Source organism: Desertivirga brevis, assembly GCF_017355835.1.
Genome location: NZ_JAFEWF010000011.1, coordinates 104,510 through 122,927, shown reverse-complemented (window position 1 = coordinate 122,927; position 18,418 = coordinate 104,510). Strand labels below are relative to the sequence as shown.

The following is an 18,418-nucleotide window of genomic DNA, read 5'->3' as shown; positions in this document are numbered from 1 at the left end:
AAAATTTGTATGTTTACTAAAAGAGAAAAACAAAGGTTTTTCTCTTTTAGGTCAAAGTGGAATATGCTCATTTCCCGTCCAACCATTTCTCAGCCAAACTGATATCTGTAAAAAATTCGGTGATCACCCTACCCTCTTTTATATCTACGCTCTTTTTAGCGGATAATTGGCTGAAAGTGCTGGGAGAGAAGATCCATGCAAAGTAACGGAGACCAGCCTCTTCCATCATAGGAAACCATTCCCGACCTACCCATTCTGCTGCTTCTGACCAGGTTCCCTGAACATTTCTGTTATCATTAATTACTTTATAACACTTATTCTTTTTTAATATTTCCAACATTTTCATACAGCCGTTCTGGACCGAAGAAAAATTTTGAAAGCCTTTCCAATCCACTTCAATTCGATCGTCCTGCTGGTTATATAGAATGGTAATAGAAGAATCTTTATAAGAGATCTCTGTCTCTGTTACCTCCGCTTCCCCCTGCCTTTCAAGTGGCAGCCTGAAAAAGAAGGTTGAGCCTTTCCCCTGTTCACTTTCAATCCAAAAGTCGCCACCATGGCGCTTCAATATTTCAGATGATATAAATAAACCTAATCCCAAGCCTTCAAACCGCATTGAGGTGTTATCTACCCTGTAGTATCTGTCAAATAATTTATCCAGATGGTCCTGAGGAATTCCGATACCAAAATCCTGTACCGAAACTATGAGATTATTACCTTGTAATGTGCTGTTAACTAATACCCTTTCCCCACCAGGAGAGTATTTAATCGCATTGGTCAAAAAGTTATTTAATACCTGTTCCAGCCTCAAACGATCGCCCGTATATAGAACGTCAACAACATTTTCAACAGAAATTTTATGAGAGGGAGCAAGGTGCTGAACACTCTCCACACAATCTGTAATAATCTGCCTAAAGTTGAATTGCTCCATACTATATTGCATCTTTCCGGCATTGATCTTACTAACATCCAAAAGGTCATTAATAAGCTTCTCCAATCTGCAAATATGCTCGGCAGACTTTTGAACAAAATCCGGCAACTTTGTGGAGTCTTTCGTGCGCTGCATCAACTGGTTGAAGGCTTTTATACTCGTAAGGGGAGTTTTAAGTTCATGACTGGCGATAGACAAAAACTCATCTTTTTTTAAACTAAGTTCTTTTACCTCTTCGTATAATTTTGCATTATCCAGGGCTATTGCCGCTTGCGAAGCAAGCCCCAGGACTAAATTCTCGTGTTCTGCGGTAAATACATCTGCATCCTTATGGCCCAAAAATAGTCCTCCAATAACTTTACCGGACTTAGAAATTACCGGTACAGCCAGATAGCTAACAACCGGAAGATGCCCTTTAGGCATTCCATTATTCGGCGCATTTTTGCCATAGCGTGGATCCTTAGTGATATCAGCTACCCTGACTACGCCGTCGCCGGCAAAAGTGGGATGAAAAACAGCAGTATTGCGCGGTGTGCCAAACTTTTCAAAGGCCTCTCTCGGGGCTCCCGACAATGTATATAGCAAAAAAGCCTCGCCAGATGCATTAATCGTATTATAGAAGAAAGCCCCAAAATTGGCACCTGTCAGCTTAGTTACTGCATCGGTAACCTTTTGTAGTATTTCCTGCAATTCTAAACTACCTGAAATTGATAAACCTATCGAGTTTAAGATTTCAAGGCGTTCTGCATGAGCCTGAAGGAGCATATTTGCTTTCTTCTGCTCTGAAATATCCCGGACTTCGATCACTGTTGCTACTGGAATTCCATCTTCGAAGATCGGGCTGGCAGCGCAGAGCACAGGGAGAGAAGTTCCGTCTTTACGAAAAAAAAGATCTTCGTGCGCACGCATTTCAAAGTTTTGAGGTAAAGCCCTATCAAGGGGGCATTCTTCCATTGGAAACTCCCGGCCATCCGGATAATGATGGTGAATTAAATAGTGCAGAGGTTTACTTTTAATCTCCGTTAAGGAATACCCAAACATAGTTTCGGCAGCTGGATTCATAAAAGTACAATATCCTTTGTCGTTCATCATAAACAAAGCAGAGGTCGCATTGTCGGTGATTGTCTTAATCAGTTTATTTTGCGTTTGAAGTGCAATGTCAGCCTCTTTGCCTGAAGTTACGTCAACTACTATACCCTCATAAAAAAGTTCACCATCCACCATCTTCGCCTTTGCTCTTGCTAAAACCCACTTCGTTTTCTCAGGTGAAATTCTAACCCTGTATTCAATTTGGTAGGGCTCACTTTTATTTATTTGAGCCTCTCTTAACTGATTGGCACGTTGAAGGTCCTCTTCATCGATGTTTTTTAAGAAGTCGGCTAGTGGAATACCTGCTTCATCAAACGCCAATCCGTACATCGTACTTAGTGTTTTATCCGCATATACTATTTTTTTCTTATAGTCCAGTAGGTATGTCCCAACTAGTCCAAATCCGTGCTCGTCTTCCAATTGTCTTATCCTATTTAACCTCGAATCCATTTCTATTGTACTCAATCCTTATCCAGTAGGGGTAAAAGTAGCTTTGTTAGTTTAGAAATCATCATTTAAGCCAAAACTTGTTTGAACCTCGTATAACTGAATAATGCATTAAGAGAAAAGGAGATTTGATTAAGTGCTGTAAGGATAATTGAGAATAGCAAAAGGAATATAAAATCCCAAACCTCCCTTGCTGGTTATATCAAAAAGGGAGTGTTATGGGAACAACTCCCTTTTTCTATTTACTTTACCCTTAGAAAATTGATTATTAAAGCGGTGGTGTTTTATATTGTTTTTAATAATTCCCTAATTTTATAAATATGATTTCCAGGAATAGATAAGTTTGGTGTTATGGTTTTATTAAGAAAGTTTTTAATTGCCAAAAATTTGGAGTAGGTCCAAGTTCAGAAGCTACTTAAAGACCGGGCTTTAGGAAATATATCCATTTTGATATTCTCCCCTGATACAATCGTTATTGTACATCCTTACTATTTGATTTCCAGAATTATGCAGAATCAATTCTTTTCTTACAAATAAGCAGGAAAAATGTAACCTTAAAAGTTGATTTGAAGTACTAGCAGCATTGCTTTCCAGGCAATATTGTTTTTAGGTAGATGTAGGGCTGGAGTATTCCAGCCCATTTTTAAACTAATGATAAGTTCAATAATGCAGGTATGCCTAATGTATCAGACTCTTTCATTCTTCTGACTTTACCTTAATTGTCTGTCGGGATTAGAAGCTGTAAGCTCTCCGCTATTTAAATGATCCTTTTCGGTAATGATAACAGGACTAGAATAAGTGGTCTTAGTATTTGAAGTGTGCAGATGATTTAAATGGAAAATTAAAAGGAACCGATTAAGACCAGTTCCTTCTTTTTCATAGGTAAAATGTAGAATGTATATACGAATGCCAAAATTATACCAAAAGGAATCAGCTTTTCCATAAATCTAACTTGCTTGGTATAACAACTCGCAAAATGAAAGCTTCTCTATTAGCAGCTACAACTCATCCATCTTTAGAGTTGAGAACTCCTATTTTGCCTTTTACCCAATATGGGGAAGAAAATACATGCTACTTTACTATTAAAGCTGTTCTAATATGTAATAGTATCGATAACTTCTACTAATTCAGCAGAAGTATTAAGGGTCTGTTATAGTAGATTCAGACAAGCGAACTTCATATCTTGAAATTTCTAAAGCCATTTCCTTTATTAGTTCGTCCAAATCAGCAGTGCATTTTCCAATGAGGGATTGTAATTCCTTTATCTCCTGTAGTTCATCCGTTGAATTAGCAATATCTACCAGGCTTAGTATAGAAGCTACAGGCCGTCTAACTTCATGAGAATTCGTCCAAGCTAATTTTTTTATCGCTTCATTATAATCTCTTATTTGTTCTTCTCGCTTTTTTCTTTCAGTGATAACACTTTGAACAGAAATGTACCTTTCCAACCTGCTGTGCTCGTCAAGTACCGGGGAGATGTTGAGGCTAACCCAATATTCGTGTCCATCTTTAGTGTAATTCAGGACCTCAAAATCTTCAAAGCGGTTCTTTTCAAGCGATTCCATTATTTTTTTTTGGATTCCAAGTTCCGTTTTCGGTCCTTGTAGAAAATGAAGTGTATTGCCAATGGCCTCTTCATAGGTGTAACCTGTGATTTTCACAAACGCTTTGTTTACCCAAGTAACAACCCCATAGGGGTCCGTTATTATGACAATATTATTTATCCTATCTACTATTTCTGCTAATTTCTGATTCTCTAAACCAGCCTGTTTAATCAGTAAGATATGTTGCTGGAGTTCCTCTTTTAGCTTTTTTTCTATTTGATATGCTTCTTTTATTGTTTCTTCATACTTAGCCCGAACAGTAATATCTTGTGCCATAACCATAACAGCTTCAATTCCATTAAACTTAATTTTATGTGACTTAATAGAAACAATAATTCTTTTCCCATTTTTCTTTATGTGACACCAATCTCCTGAGACATGGAAAGTTTCGGGCATCCTCTTAGTTGTTTCACGCACTTTTTCCCAGTCTTCGGCTGGTCGGATGTCTAAAATGGTCATCTTTTTAAATTCCTCCTGACTATATCCATACTGCCGAACTGCGGCATCGTTGCATTCTAAAAAATTAAGAGTACCAAGGTCATAAATCCACATAGGATTTGGATTGGAGAAAAATAAGTACCTATACTGTTCCTCTGAAATGCAAAGCTTCTTCTTGTGAATGGCTAGCAATACAAAAAGCAGTGCGCTACTCGTCAAAACGAACAAAGCTCCCTTAGCCGTTTGAAAAAACGCTTCATCTATCTTCTCATTAAAAACATGTACTATCCGGTCGCTTAGAATAATCCAGAGTATTCCAAATAGCAAATAACCAAAAACAGGCTTATAAATACCATTATTCATATAATAAGATAGTTTTACTTTCTTCAATCGATAGCACCAGAACTCTTGTTAATTTGTTTCAGAGGAATTATATCGATCCGTTTTCTACAGAAGCTACATTTTTTTCTCTCGCCATCGTATCGGTATTTCCATTTATGGAAGCCCAGGGGGCAGAATAATAATCGAAAAAAAAGCTTGATCAATGACTTGTTTTTTAGGATAAAAATTTCTTATTAGACTTTATGCAGTAAGGTCTGCTTCAATATCGCTTTAAGGTCTTCGAGTTTTAAAGGTTTTGTTGCAAAATCGTCCATTCCAGCATTTAAACATTCTTCCCGGTCCTCAGCCGAGGCATTAGCAGTCATAGCTACAATCCGTGGTTGTTCAAGTTTCATTGACCGGATCACTTTAGTTGCCTCCAATCCGTCCATATCAGGCATCAATACATCCATCAAAACTAGATCATATTCTTTTAGCTTAAGAATGTTAACTGCTTCGACTCCGTTATTTGCCATATCAAGGGAATAGCCTAACTTATTTAGAACTCTTGATATTAGCTTCTGATTAATCAGGTTATCCTCTGCTACCAATATTCTCTGAGGATAGATTTCAGCAAAATCTTCGGAGAAAGGGGTAGGAACATTTGAAATATTTGGTATATCTGGTCCCTTTAAACCAGTTTTGCTTTTATTAAGTTCAGTCTGAATAGTATTGTACAGCAAATTTTCCTTGACCGGCTTCGTTAGTACGGAGGAAAATAAATGCGAAAACTTCGTTCGGGTCACATCTCCTACGGTGCTAAAAAGAACGATAGGAACATACGGCTGGATCTTCTTAATCGCTTCTGCCAGTTCCACTCCATCCATTTCCGGAAGCACTTTATCTGTAAAAATAAGGTCGAAACGGGTGTTTTGCGAGACGATTTCAAGCGCTTCTTTAGGTGTTTCTTTGCATATTGCAACCAATCCCCAATGCTCTAGCTGGGCTTTTAAAATATCAAGATAGTTCCGATTATCATTAACAATAAGTATTCTTTTGTTCTTAATATCCTCTGAAAGGATCCGCATATTACTTTTTATGCTTTCTGACGGCTGATATGGAATATCGAATGAAAAAGTACTTCCAGCACCCACAATGCTGTTTACTTCTATTTTTCCTCCCATTAGATTAACAAGCCGTTCTGATATAACTAGGCCAAGACCTGTCCCTCCATATTTTCTGGTTGTTGATGAATCTACCTGGGAAAATGCTTTGAAAAGACGGGAAATTTTATTTTCGGGGATTCCAATCCCTGTATCAATCACGTTGAAATTAAGAAAAAGCCCTTTCCCTTTAGATTGTTCCAGGCCTACTTTCACCAACACCTCTCCCGAAACAGTAAACTTAATTGCGTTATTTATTAAATTAATCAAGACCTGGCGCAAACGATGACTGTCTCCCATGATATTGGAATTGATTGCGGGATCAGTGGTATAAATCAAGTCTAGACCTTTATCTGCAGCTTTGACAGCAAAGACATCCATTACTGATTCAATGCATTCAGTCAGATTAAAATCGTGGTGCTCTAACTCGAGATGACCAGCTTCTATCTTAGAATAATCCAGAATATCGTTAATTAATGATAGTAATGCATCTCCGCTTTTGCTTATTATATCTACATATTCCTCCTGCTCGCTATTTAAAGACGTTGAGGTTAAAAGCTTAGCCATACCAATTACCCCATTCATTGGCGTACGAATTTCATGACTCATCGTTGCCAGGAACGAGCTTTTTGCCTGATTTGCTTTATCTGCCTTTGCCCTTTCTTCGTAAAGGGCTCTGTTTAGTTCGTTTAAATTCTCTGTTTGAACAGTCAACTCCTCGGATTGTGCCTGCAGTTCCTCATTAATTGCCTGAAGCTCTTCTGTTTGCACCTGTACCCTTTCCAAACTTAATTTTAGATCTGTAATGTCTTTAGATATGTTATGGATCCCAATGACCTCTCCATCAACAATAACAGGAATTTTAGATACATGAATGAAGCATCTTTTACTTAAAGAAGGAATAAAGAGTTCTTGTTCAAAAGTTACCGGTTGCCCCCTTAGGGTAATTTGTAATTGTTTTTCAGACGCTTCTACTTTATCTGGTTCAACAAAGAATGAATAATGCTTATTAATAACAGCTTCCGGGGGAAGACCATATAGAGTTTTGACAGAATTGTTGATATCAGTGATATATCCATCCCTGTTTTGATAGTAAACCATATCAGGGTTGTTTTCGAATAGAGATTTATACTTGATCTCACTTCTCTTAACCTCAAATTGAGCTGTCTTAAATTCAGTAATATCGAAAGTTATTCCAACAAACTTGGGAGCCCTGCCGGAAACGCTATCTACAACTACCTCTCCAATATCTCTTACATACTTCAGTGATCCATTTTTCAAGACAATCCGATACTCAATATCATAACGGCCTCTTAGCTCTATTGCGCGGTGAACTTCCGTTTCAAAATATAAAATATCTTCGGGGTGAATGAAACTAAGATAAGTATCATAATTTAGGTCGACGCTTCCTGGTTCTATTCCTAATATTCGAAAAAGCTCCTCGGACCAATAATTTTGATTGCTATAAACGTCGCCTGATAACATTACTTCCCAACTTCCAGCCTTGGCGATAGAAAGCATCGCATCCCGGTGCTTCGCCTCTTTTTCAAGCTCATTCAATTGAAGTTTAATGGAATTGACCTCTCGTTCTAACAGCGTTAAGAGTTCCGGAGCGTTATTCAAATTTTCTGTACCGGAATCATTAGGTTTTATAATGTCAGGTCTAAGACTACCTAGAATTGCTGCAAGCCTTCTCTCTATAACATCCGGATCTGCTAATCCTGAACTCTGGACGTAGAAATCGTTATAATCCTCAAGGATCTCTACAAACAAATTTTTATACTTTTCAGGAATGCTTTTATATTTTGGATGCTCCTTTACCCTTTCTAAATGCATGGATTAGTGTACGGCGTAGTCGAAAAAAAGTTGCCAAGTGTGCTTCTTAGTGTAATAAAACCAGTACCTCAGATGAAACTAGGCACTGATATCATCCGTATCAAAATCCTTATTAAATAACGACCGTTAAAATGGACTCGACAACTCTGAATACGATTCTATATAAGCGCATCTAAACTTCAAAGATCTCCATAGATTCCTTCAGTTTCAATTTTTTTTTAAGTATTTTAATAATACTTTAGCTTATAAAAAATCAAAATCATTTATATTAAATAAGGTACTACCCTAAGATCTTCACAATAATTTTTCTTCAATTTTGGGGATAGTCATAAATCAGGATTCTTCCGGCTTCAATGCCCATATAGCGTTTTTTTAATCCAAAGATCCAATTCAAATTTTGATTTAAGTCTTTTTCCAAGCCAAAAGTTGCCACGCTTCATATCCTTAGATTGTTCATAAATCCCTAAGCCTTCAAATGTATTTAAATGGTCGTTTTCCTTTAATGTACCTATTCTGGCATCTAGCCACTCAAGGTCATTGTTGTTTTTCGAATCAGAAAACTTCTTCAATATTCCAATGACAGCTAGATCGATCTTTTCAGACCTTAGGAGTAGCTCGTCCAGGTATATAGTTAACTCTAAATTATTGACGAAGTCGACGTCCATCAAGTTCTCATCGCTATTTTCAAAAAGATGCTTATATTCAAAGTCTTGTAAAATCGGCTTTACAAGTTGTAACAGAGTGCCCGTTTTCTTGGTGCACTCCTCCGACTTTATAATAGAGATCGCAGGAATATTCTCCTTCATTCGAAGGTATGCTTCTATTTTATGGTGACCATCCAAGACGTAAGAACAACTATAATTCCCTGTCAACTCATTATATACCATAGATGTAAGGATAGAGGGTTTTTTTCCTTTGGCAATAAGATCACAATAAAAATTCACCCGATTCCTGTCAATTTTTTCATTGGTGATGCTGAATATATAATGCTTTGAGTTATCGATCCAATGACAAGGAAAAAAGGCATTGGAGAACCTTTCGTTCCGTGGTGTGCCTTCCGCGTAAGTAGTAGAGTTGTTTGCCAGAAAGCTCGTCTTATCAATTTGAAGAGTAAGCTTATCCACCGAATACTTCCCATTAGCAAAGAGTTCTAAAAAGCTTTTCACGGCTTCGATCTGCTCCTGATCAGTACCCTCAATCAATGCTTCGTTAAGCGTTCCTGTAAAATTATTCCGCTCTTGGGTACTAAAAGAAGAAATCGCATAATATTCTCCAATGCTTCCCCGGCAATCGGGCCAGTTTACAACGAGTGCCCTCTTAACTACAAGGCAACTTGCAAAATCATCAAAAATGATATCAATTATATTTTGGCCATTACATATTTCAACTACTGGCATGAAGATCTGTGAGCTTGCTAATTCCTCAAATTAGCATACGTTCTAATGATGTATTGGTTTCAGAAGATCATTCAACGATATAAAACTCATTGAGCAGAACTAACTCCGCTTGTTCAACCAATTTTAATCGCAGATGTTACAAAGAGTACTAATTACGCATACAGGCAGAAAGACCATCTGCTATAGCTAAAATGATCAAACAAGACCTACGAGACAAATACGAATCCCTTTGAAGCAAATAAACCAGAGAATTAAAACGATCGTATGGTTCATTTTGAATCAAAAGGTACAGGAAGGAGGAGGTGGTACCGAAAAATGACCGTTAAAATGGACTTTAAGTGAGGATTAATAAGACATCTTTTTGAAAGTGAACCTAACGGCTAGTAAACAAATGCAATGAAGAAACGAACGTAGACTGCTATTATTTAAAATAAAACGATAAATTTTACTTGTTTTATTTTAAATTTATTCAGAGTATTGTATATCAAAATCGCAGAAAACATGAAAAAGTCATCTACATTGTTGCTTGTAAAACTAAGCCTTGCTAGTATTATTGGCTACTCACTTTTAGCTTTAATTTTTCATATTAGATGGTTTGTGCCATTTATAATGTCGGGATCAGTAGGTACAGTTCCCGATCATCAATTACCCGTCATCTGGTTCCCTGTTCAAATTGCATCAAACATAATATTCCTTGTTGTTGGGTATAATTTGATTGGTCTTTTTATTCGTTATCAAAAGGTGAGATTTTTTGACACTTCAGCTTTGAGGGTTTTTAACTTGATAATTGGTGCATGTATTTTATTTGCAGTTCTACAATCTATCCTTTCCGTAAGCAGCAATTTTAAGGAAGTACACCTAAATCACTGGAATACCATGGAGGGAGCTCTTAATCTCGCGTTTCGCACTGTTACCAAATTACTTGTCTTTCAGGAACCACAATCACTGTTAATACTTTTGGCAGTAGTTATATGGGCGGTTAAACAGTTTGTCATCGAAGCGTTGGAGTTGAAAATAGAAAACGACTCAATTATTTAAGATGGGGATTGTAGTTAATTTAGATGTTATAATGGCTAAAAAAAAAATGTCATTAAATGACCTGTCTAAAAAAGTAGGTGTAACAACCGTCAATCTTTCAATTTTAAAAACAGGCAAAGCAAAGGGTGTACGATTTGATACGTTAGCAGGTATATGTAAGGCATTGGATTGCCAACCCGGTGATATCCTAGAATTTACAGAATAATAAGTGGTCTATAATAAGTTACTTTTCTAAGTGCTTAGATGCTTTCCCCTAATATCGAATTGGAAAGTAGCCTGTCCACCAAAACGAACGATAAAATGGACTCTTTGACTGCCGTCCTTTTCCGTCTCTTTTAATTTTATTACTAGTTCATTAATATCGTATACAAAAACAAATTCCATTATATTGCAATAGAAACGTTAAAGTGTACAATGCAAATAGGATATGTAAGGGTATCGAAGAACGAGCAGAATTTAGATCTCCAGGTGGAAGCTTTGAAGAAAGCAGGATGCGAACAGATCTTTAAAGAGAAGATTTCCGGAGCTGAAAAAGAGCGACCTCAATATTTAAAAATGATTGAGGGTCTACGCAAAGGTGATACTGTTACCGTTTGGAGAATTGACCGGCTAGGAAGAACTACTCTGGAATTGATAAAATTGATGGTGGAGTTCCGGGAAAAGGGTATAGAATTTAAAAGTATCGTTGAAGGTATTGATACTTCCACCTCTATGGGCAGAATCTGGTATATGTTAAGTTCCATTTTTGCCGAAAACGAAAGAGAGATTATTAGGGAACGGACGAAGGCAGGCCTGGCTTCTGCAAAAGCCAGAGGCAGAGTTGGTGGCCGACCTAAAGGTCTGACAGAAGATGCAAAGAAATTAGCTGGCACAGCTGCCACTCTTTATAACACCACAAACCTTTCTACTGCCGAAATCTGTAAGATGTTGAATATTGGAAGTAAGACAACCTTGTACCGATACTTAAGGTATGCTGGCGTGGAGGTAAATGGTTGGGTGAAGAATGGTGCAGGTGATAGGAAAGATAAATGAAAAGGTGCGCTTGCAAAAAGAGAATCTAAAATTTAAAACTTTATTAGAAGTTCCTCGAATACAGTACTTAAACTATATTTGATTTGATAAAGAGAAGTAACCGGAACGATATCACATTATTTTAAGATGGAAAAAATACCTACAATCTTCGATAGGAATTGGGAGACAGACCGAAAGGTAAATGAAAAATTAGTTGTTGAACATTTCGATTTTAACAATGCTATAGCCACCGAAAAACTGGATGGAACGAACGTACGTGTCACCGTTAGGAATCATACTGTTGTCCGAGTTGAGAAACGTAGAAATCCTGACAAGATCCAAAAGGCAAAAGGAATTGTAGATCCTTGGTACGTTGATGCTGATGAGAGAGACAGAGCAGATGCTTATATTTTTGAAGCTGTAAAAAACACAGATTTTTCTGGTGTTCCCGATGGGGAATGGAGCGCAGAAGCACTAGGAGAAAAAATTCAAGGGAATTCGTTGAATCTTATCGGGCATACTTTATTTATTTTCTCTTTACCAGAATGGCGCGAAAAGGTCAAATATGAGAACGTACCAACTGAATTTGAAGCTTTAAAAAAGTGGTTACCAGAACAGAAGACTAAGTTTGGAAATGGCACTGGCATTGAAGGAATAGTCTGGCACCATGTGCATACAGGCGAAATGTGTAAGATAAAACTTAAAGATTTTGAGGGGGATGGAAGAAAATAACGCCACTGATCTTTTCTTCGTAAAACGCTAATAGCACTTCCCCCCCAGCATGTCACATCATTTCACTATTTATGGTATAGACCATTCAAGTTTTAAAACTAAGCTGAGAAATCAACTTATTAAGTTATGGGTAGATCATGCAAAACATTCAACTCTTTGTCGACGGTTCAAAAAAGGAATCTCTATTGGTGATCTGGAAAACCTGGCAAGTTATCTTATCGACAATAATTATGTATACGACTGGGAGAAATTTACCTTAGAATTTACTGATGCTGAAGTCTTTCATTTCAGTCATAGGTACTTGGGACAGGTAGTTGGTCTACTGGCCGATGATTTAAATCGCAATTTTGACTATGATAATGAACCTAAAATTCCAATTTCAGAGGATGGAGAGAGCTATATTTTTACGCGATCTGAGTTGCTAGATGTAGTGAATTGGATTTTGTTAGTTAGTTATTTTTTCGACGAAGATAAGGATGCTCAAGTTTCAAAAGCAAAACAAATGAATCATCCACTTTTATCAAAAGCTAAAGAGTATTTTGACACCGGGTATTTCGATGAACGACAAGTTTTTGAATTGAATATAATTTCTCCCCACTTTATTGAGCGACTTAAAGAAGATATTGAGCGAACTTCGTTTGATTACTACTACTGGGTAAATAGCCATTAGAAGCTATGATTATAAACAGGACTTATTACACATATTGGACAACCATTAGAACCTCACTCAATGACTCAAAAAACGATAGGAATCAACGATGAAAAGAATAGATTTATACAGTGGTTTTGAGGGGGAAAGAGAAGTTTTTTGGTGGGAGAAAACAGTGACTGATGAGGTAATTTGTGAGGTGGAGATGTGGAACGGGTACTTTGACTCGATAATGGAATTAATTCCTTTCAATCCGACATCCCACCCAGATAGCTTTATCTATAAATATCATACTACTCCTTTTGAGGATACAATAAAGGAGTGTCCACGATTACAAGAATTTTACGACCAGCTAGTAGAGGTAGAAGCGGCTATCCCCTCTGTTGCTTTAAATGCATATAACGTTATAAAAGACATTTGTAACTCTGCTATCTTGAATGGGAATCGGGTGTTTTACTTATATGATTAAATTAAAGCGCTTAAACAAATTAAGGTTATCTCAGAAAACGATTACATTCTGGAACAGTAGGTCGGCGTACATCAGATTCTTGGTTTACAATAACCATATCTTCATATGCTGCTTAGAAATCAGAACCTATGACAACACACATCAAGTTTATAAATAGTTTTGGGAAGGAAATTTCTCCAGATCAAGCTTTGGCCTCTGACTTCTACAGAAAGATAACAGTTGAAAATACGGCGGTAATGAAAGTCGAGCTTGTTCTGTCTCAGCACCGCATAGGAAGCGTACATTACTTTCTTTCTCTAGAAGACGATAAGCAGGTGATACTAAATTCCCACTTTGATAGATATCCTGAAAAAACATTCTGCTCGCTTTTCTTTAATAAAATATCCTCTGGATCCTTTAATCAATGGGATAGAGAAGATTACAAATCGAAGATAGGATTAAAATACAAAGGGATTGATGTCTATGATGAAAATCATCAACTAATCTGTGACTGCCAATTTGATCTTTTAACCGGAAAGCTTAAAGCAGGCGGCAAGAAACAGTTTTATGGTGATTCTAATGATGATGAACCTGATGATCGTTTAGTTTTCTTTTATAATGAAGAAGGTGATATAGACCATGTAATTGATATGAATGGAAATTATGGTTATAACGATTCCATATCCCTGGAAGAACTTTTGGAAGACGAAAGACTTTCCCAAGAGTTATTCCCCTGGGACCAGCATATCTATTTTCATCATCTTACGCCTTATCTACCAATTGGTCGAGTATAAAGAAGTTGTAGAGAGAGAACTAATCTCAAAAAACGATTACATTCTGGAACAGTAGGTCGGCGTACATCTGATTCTTGGTTTACAATAACCATTAGATCCTGGAACAATAAGCTCAAGTTCATCCGCTTCTTGGTTGACAATAACGATGGCAAACGACCAAACAGCCCCTAGCTGCTCTTCAATCTGAAAACGGATAGAAATGAAACCAGTGATGTAGCTGTTCAGCATCCAGGCATCGTAGCCAAATTATCTGAGATTGTTAAAAAGGAACATCAGCCTGCTCACGTGAAGGAATGGGAATTTGTCGCTCCGAAATTTGAACGCGGGAAGGAGACTCACTAACAGAAAGTAAGCGGCCCCCACAGATAAGAAAACTTGGTATTTAACTAGGAGTAAAATCGCTGATGAATTAGTGGTAAGAGAATGACTTCATGTAAATCTGAGCCAAATTAGATTTTTGCCTTGTTCGGTCAAGGGAATTTTCCTATTTTTATACAAGCATTTGCAGCTAGAAAAAACAGGTGACTAATTCGGGACTACCAGAATGAAAACCGTTGAAATATTGATAAAAAGCAGGTTTTTAAGGGTAGGTTCGAATCCCGCTCTCTCTGCTTTTAATAATATTGACGAAAAGTCTGTGATCTGATAGAAGATTGCAGACTTTTCTTTTTTGAATAAGTCAATAGCCAAGGCCCTCTCAAATTCTTCATAAAAAGCCCTTTTTAATTTCTCATAATGATCTTGATATAACCAATTGTATTTAACCCATGGTTAATACATGCTTATGAACAGAAACGATTTAGGTACGATTCAAATACGATTCAAGTACGTGTAAATCCCGTTATTTAAAGGTATTTTAATGGTGCCTGAATCTAAACTGATAGTTAAATAAGTCCGTGTTGTGGACAAGTTGACTCCAACATAGGCATAGACGGATCCTAAGTCTCTCTTGCGGGGACTATGACCAGAAGGTTTACAGAAGGGATTTATTAAATCACTATTTGGGCAAATGCGTGTTGTTCTTCGAGGAGGTAGAAAGGCTTTACACGAATTGTTCAATCACTTGTTTTAGCTGACCTGCCTGTATTACTCCAGACTGTCGCCATTTTGTCTGTCCGTTCTTAAACAAGATCAGTGTAGGAACGCCTTGAATGTTGTATGCCTTAGCAGCAGCAGGGTTTTTATCAACGTCAACTTTGAGGATTACAGCTTTATCTCCCAGCATGTTTTTCGTCTGATCAAGAATAGGTGCCATCATTTTACAAGGGCCGCACCATTCTGCCGAAAAGTCCACTAGTACAGGTTTGTCGGAATTGATAATCTCATTAAATGTTGCCATACCTGATAGTGTCAAATACTATTCCAATCAAAATTAAAGGTATAAAAAAACAGTATACCAAACCAGGCATACTGTTTTTAAAATATGAGCAGAAAAAATTTATCGGATTACAACTGTTTTAACAAAGTCCCCGGCTGCGTTAAAGTGAAGTCCATGACGGGTATTGTTGGAGTTAATGATGACAACGTAGGCTTGTACATTGCTGTTGATTTTTACCGCGAATGCCTTGTCAAATACGTAACCCGGATAAGTAGTAGTCAAGTATGAAAGTGTCTTTGCTGGTAATTCTGTTTGTGCAACTGCGGTTTTTTTACCTTTGTGAGCAATAATCTGAGCGCGTTTTTGGAACAAGTTAGCAGAGTTAAATGCTGTTGCATATAATCCGTTATTTGAACTGATTACGACAGTGCTACTGTCTTTACCTCTAAATGCTGAAACCAGAGTATCTGTTGGATGGTTAACCAGGAAATAAGCTTTAATGACAGTAGAAAGTGAGGTCACCGCAATAGTGTCATGATGACGTCCTTCTCTTCCGTCGAAGCGTCCTCCACGTTTCCAACCTTTTCCTTTAAGATCACCTCGTTCGCGTTGTTCAAAAGCTTTTACAAAAGCGCCTGTCGAATCAAATTTCAACCCTACTGGTTTGCCATTATAAAGAATAACAACAATATAGCTGTCAACTGCACTGCTTATAGAAACTTTAAAGGTTTTTTTAAGCGTATAACCATTATAGTTTGCAATTAAGTAGGTAGCTACAGAAGCTGGTAATTCTGTCGCAGTGATAGAATCACGACTAGCTCCTTCAGGGGTTGTGTTAATGATGTATACCGCTTCTCCGGAAACGCTTGCGCTCTCAACAAGGATGGCCTGAGTTGAAGCAACGTCATCCGAGGAATCTTGTGTTTCCTTTTCGCAGGAAGCAAAAGTGAATGTAAGGGCTGTTACCGCTAAAAATAATCTTTTAATAAGTGTGTTTCTTTTCATGATGCTATAATTTAAATATCCTTTCAATTACTGTTATCTTGACGAAACGAAATTATTTTGGCAACATGAAGAGAAAATGAAAAACGGTAAAAATTTGAAAAGGATTTTTACTTATTGCCCTGCAAAATTTTATCGGCTTCAATCGCAGCTATCTGTCCCGATATTATAGCTGGAGGAACTCCAGGTCCTGGAACGGTAAGCTGCCCGGCAAATAGTAGATTTTCAACTTTTTTAGATTTCATTTTTGGTTTTAAGAATGCAGTTTGAAGCAAGGTATTGGCCAGACCGTACGCGTTTCCTTTAAAAGAATGGTAGTCTTTCTTGAAATCTTCTACTGCATAGCTTCTTTTCACTACGATGGAATCTCTTATATCTATTCCTGTGATATCAGCGAATCTTTGCATCAGAAGATCGAAATACTTTTCCCTCGTGCTTTCTGAATCTTCAAGTCCCGGAGCAATAGGAACAAGGAAGAAAAGGTTCTCGGAATGGGCTGGAGCAACGCTTGTATCTGACTTGGAAGTGCATGAAACATAAAACAGGGGTTTGCTTGGCCATTTTGGAGTTTTGTAAATTTCGTCTGCGTGAGCATTAAAATCTTCGTCAAAAAACAAATTGTGATGTTTTATTCCCGGAACTGTTTTGTTGAGACCTATATAGAACAGAAGAGAGGACGGCGAAAGAGTTCGTTTATCCCAATATTGCTGATTGTAGTTCTGATATTTTTTGTCGGTCAATGATTGATCTGTATGCTGGTAATCAGCACTGGAGATAATGATATCTGCACCGAAGAATCCTGATGTTGTTTCAATACCTTTTGCATTCTTGTTTTCGATCACAATCTTCTTAACCTCCTGATTGAGGTAAAACTTGACTCCTTGCTCTTCTGCAATGCTCACCATAGCTTTAACAATCTGATTCATACCTCCTTTTGGGTACCAGGTACCAAGGCTTAAGTCAGCATAGTTCATCATACTATAAAGAGCGGGTGTGTTTTGTGCAGTACCCCCCAGAAACAATACCGGGAATTCAAGGATCTTAATAATTTTCGGATGAGAGAAATATTGGCGTATATGAGAACCGACAGAGGTGAACATTTGAATTTTAAAGCTTTCTATCAAAAGCTTCAGGTCCATATATTCTACTACAGAATGGGAGGGGCGAAATACATATTCGTTCATTCCTTTAGAATATTTGTATTCTGCCTGTTTAAGAAATTTGTCTAATTTCTCACCAGCTCCTTCTTCCATGGATTCAAACAGTTCTTTTAACTGGCCAATATCTGCGGGGATATCTGTAAAATCACCGGGTCCCCAATACACACGGTAGGAAGGGTTCAGCCGGTCCAGTTGATAGAAATCGGAGGATTTCTTCCCGAAGAGTTTATAATAATTTTCGAAGACCTCTGGCATCCAATACCAGCTTGGTCCCATGTCGAAGGTAAACCCATCTTTCTGCCAGGTTCTGGCCCTTCCACCTAACTGGTCATTTTTTTCAAAAATAGATACTTCGTAACCTTGTTTTGCCAGTAGGGACGCAGCAGTGAGTCCGGCAAAACCTGAACCTATTACGGCAACTTTGGGCTTTGTCATGGGAGTAAATCTAGTAAACCTGTACCACTTAAGGCAGAGAAAACAAGTTAAGGGTTTTGTAGTTTTGTAATTTGACATTAATATTTCCCAAAATGCGAGTAGTCTTGCTTTTACTATCTCTAATTTTTGCTGGATCTGCAGGCGCATATGACCTTCAGGGAATTCGAGTTGAATTTTATAAGGCGGTGAACGATGCCAGCACAGCCAATTCCCTTTATAAAAAGTTAAAGGGGATTGAGAAGAAGGACGCTCTTTTGCTGGCCTATCTGGGGTCGACCGAAGCAGTGAAAGCGAAACACGCCTTCAATCCATACAATAAGTTATCTTTGTTAAAATCCGGATCGAAAAAACTGGAACAGGCTGTGGGAGAAGAGCCAGCTAGCCTTGAGATCAGATTTCTGAGATTCAGCCTGGAACATTATCTGCCAGCTTTTTTAGGGGCGTCAAAGCATCTGGATGAAGATAGAAAACAAATAGTAAAATTAATTGGAGCTGAAAAATTTGGCTCTGTAGATAAAGCGCTGCTAAAAAATATCATTGCGTTTATGAAGGAAACGAAACGATGCTCTTCTTCAGAGTTAACGGTTTTAAACAAGGCGTTATAG

The 18,418-nt window shown here is 37.7% G+C and carries 16 protein-coding genes; 8 read left to right on the top strand and 8 right to left on the bottom strand.

Translation table 11 applies throughout. The features are described 5' to 3' along the window. Positions 1–67 precede the first annotated feature (67 nt). The 4 genes from J4N25_RS22855 to J4N25_RS22840 form a co-directional block, all read right to left on the bottom strand. Entirely contained in the window at positions 68–2,485 is a 2,418-nt protein-coding gene (locus J4N25_RS22855) for an ATP-binding protein (RefSeq protein ID WP_207424133.1), read from the bottom strand. A gap of 1,121 nt (positions 2,486–3,606) precedes the next feature. Continuing rightward, positions 3,607–4,872 carry a PAS domain S-box protein gene (locus tag J4N25_RS22850; RefSeq protein WP_207424132.1) on the bottom strand — a complete coding sequence of 422 codons (1,266 nt, stop codon included), beginning with the start codon at positions 4,870–4,872 and terminating at the stop codon, positions 3,607–3,609. A gap of 212 nt (positions 4,873–5,084) precedes the next feature. Further along, a complete protein-coding gene (locus tag J4N25_RS22845) occupies positions 5,085–7,829 on the bottom strand; it encodes a response regulator (protein ID WP_207424131.1) in 2,745 nt (914 codons plus the stop codon). 350 nt (positions 7,830–8,179) lie between these two features. Further along, positions 8,180–9,226 carry a hypothetical protein gene (locus tag J4N25_RS22840; RefSeq protein ID WP_207424130.1) on the bottom strand — a complete coding sequence of 349 codons (1,047 nt, stop codon included), beginning with the start codon at positions 9,224–9,226 and terminating at the stop codon, positions 8,180–8,182. Positions 9,227–9,727: 501 nt separating this feature from the next. Here J4N25_RS22840 and J4N25_RS22835 point away from each other — a divergent pair. Together J4N25_RS22835 and J4N25_RS22830 are read left to right on the top strand one after the other, a co-directional pair. Next, complete coding sequence (locus J4N25_RS22835) at positions 9,728–10,264, top strand: hypothetical protein (RefSeq protein ID WP_207424129.1); 537 nt, start codon at positions 9,728–9,730, stop codon at positions 10,262–10,264. A 1-nt stretch (position 10,265) separates the two neighbouring features. Continuing rightward, a complete protein-coding gene (locus tag J4N25_RS22830; protein ID WP_207424128.1) occupies positions 10,266–10,469 on the top strand; it encodes a helix-turn-helix domain-containing protein in 204 nt (67 codons plus the stop codon). 26 nt (positions 10,470–10,495) lie between these two features. On the opposite strand, the gene J4N25_RS22825 is transcribed toward J4N25_RS22830, so the two are convergent. Beyond that, positions 10,496–10,648, bottom strand: coding sequence for a hypothetical protein (locus J4N25_RS22825; RefSeq protein WP_207424127.1), 153 nt, complete (start codon positions 10,646–10,648; stop codon positions 10,496–10,498). Positions 10,649–10,678: 30 nt separating this feature from the next. Between J4N25_RS22825 and J4N25_RS22820 the strand changes: the two genes are divergently transcribed. The 5 genes from J4N25_RS22820 (at position 10,679) to J4N25_RS22800 (ending at position 13,898) form a co-directional block, all read left to right on the top strand. Beyond that, the gene (locus tag J4N25_RS22820; protein WP_207424126.1) at positions 10,679–11,296 is read left to right on the top strand and encodes a recombinase family protein; all 618 of its coding nucleotides are present in this window, start codon (positions 10,679–10,681) and stop codon (positions 11,294–11,296) included. 126 nt (positions 11,297–11,422) lie between these two features. Continuing rightward, positions 11,423–12,007, top strand: coding sequence for a hypothetical protein (locus J4N25_RS22815; RefSeq protein WP_207424125.1), 585 nt, complete (start codon positions 11,423–11,425; stop codon positions 12,005–12,007). A gap of 49 nt (positions 12,008–12,056) precedes the next feature. After that, positions 12,057–12,677 carry a hypothetical protein gene (locus tag J4N25_RS22810; RefSeq protein WP_207424124.1) on the top strand — a complete coding sequence of 207 codons (621 nt, stop codon included), beginning with the start codon at positions 12,057–12,059 and terminating at the stop codon, positions 12,675–12,677. Positions 12,678–12,765: 88 nt separating this feature from the next. Beyond that, positions 12,766–13,125, top strand: a complete 360-nt coding sequence (locus J4N25_RS22805; RefSeq protein ID WP_207424123.1) for a hypothetical protein — start codon at positions 12,766–12,768, stop codon at positions 13,123–13,125. Between the two features lie 128 nt (positions 13,126–13,253). Then, complete coding sequence (locus tag J4N25_RS22800) at positions 13,254–13,898, top strand: hypothetical protein (protein WP_207424122.1); 645 nt, start codon at positions 13,254–13,256, stop codon at positions 13,896–13,898. Positions 13,899–14,940: 1,042 nt separating this feature from the next. Here the strand turns inward: J4N25_RS22800 and trxA are convergent. The 3 genes from trxA to crtID form a co-directional block, all read right to left on the bottom strand. Next, positions 14,941–15,237, bottom strand: coding sequence for a thioredoxin (gene trxA / locus J4N25_RS22795; protein WP_207424121.1), 297 nt, complete (start codon positions 15,235–15,237; stop codon positions 14,941–14,943). A gap of 99 nt (positions 15,238–15,336) precedes the next feature. Beyond that, positions 15,337–16,221 (bottom strand): PepSY-like domain-containing protein, encoded by an 885-nt coding sequence (locus J4N25_RS22790; RefSeq protein WP_207424120.1) that lies wholly within the window; start codon positions 16,219–16,221, stop codon positions 15,337–15,339. A 107-nt stretch (positions 16,222–16,328) separates the two neighbouring features. After that, a complete protein-coding gene (gene crtID, locus J4N25_RS22785; protein ID WP_207424119.1) occupies positions 16,329–17,813 on the bottom strand; it encodes a bifunctional phytoene desaturase/3,4-desaturase in 1,485 nt (494 codons plus the stop codon). 92 nt (positions 17,814–17,905) lie between these two features. Between crtID and J4N25_RS22780 the strand changes: the two genes are divergently transcribed. After that, positions 17,906–18,418: a hypothetical protein gene (locus J4N25_RS22780; RefSeq protein WP_207424118.1), complete on the top strand. Its 513-nt coding sequence runs from the start codon at positions 17,906–17,908 to the stop codon at positions 18,416–18,418.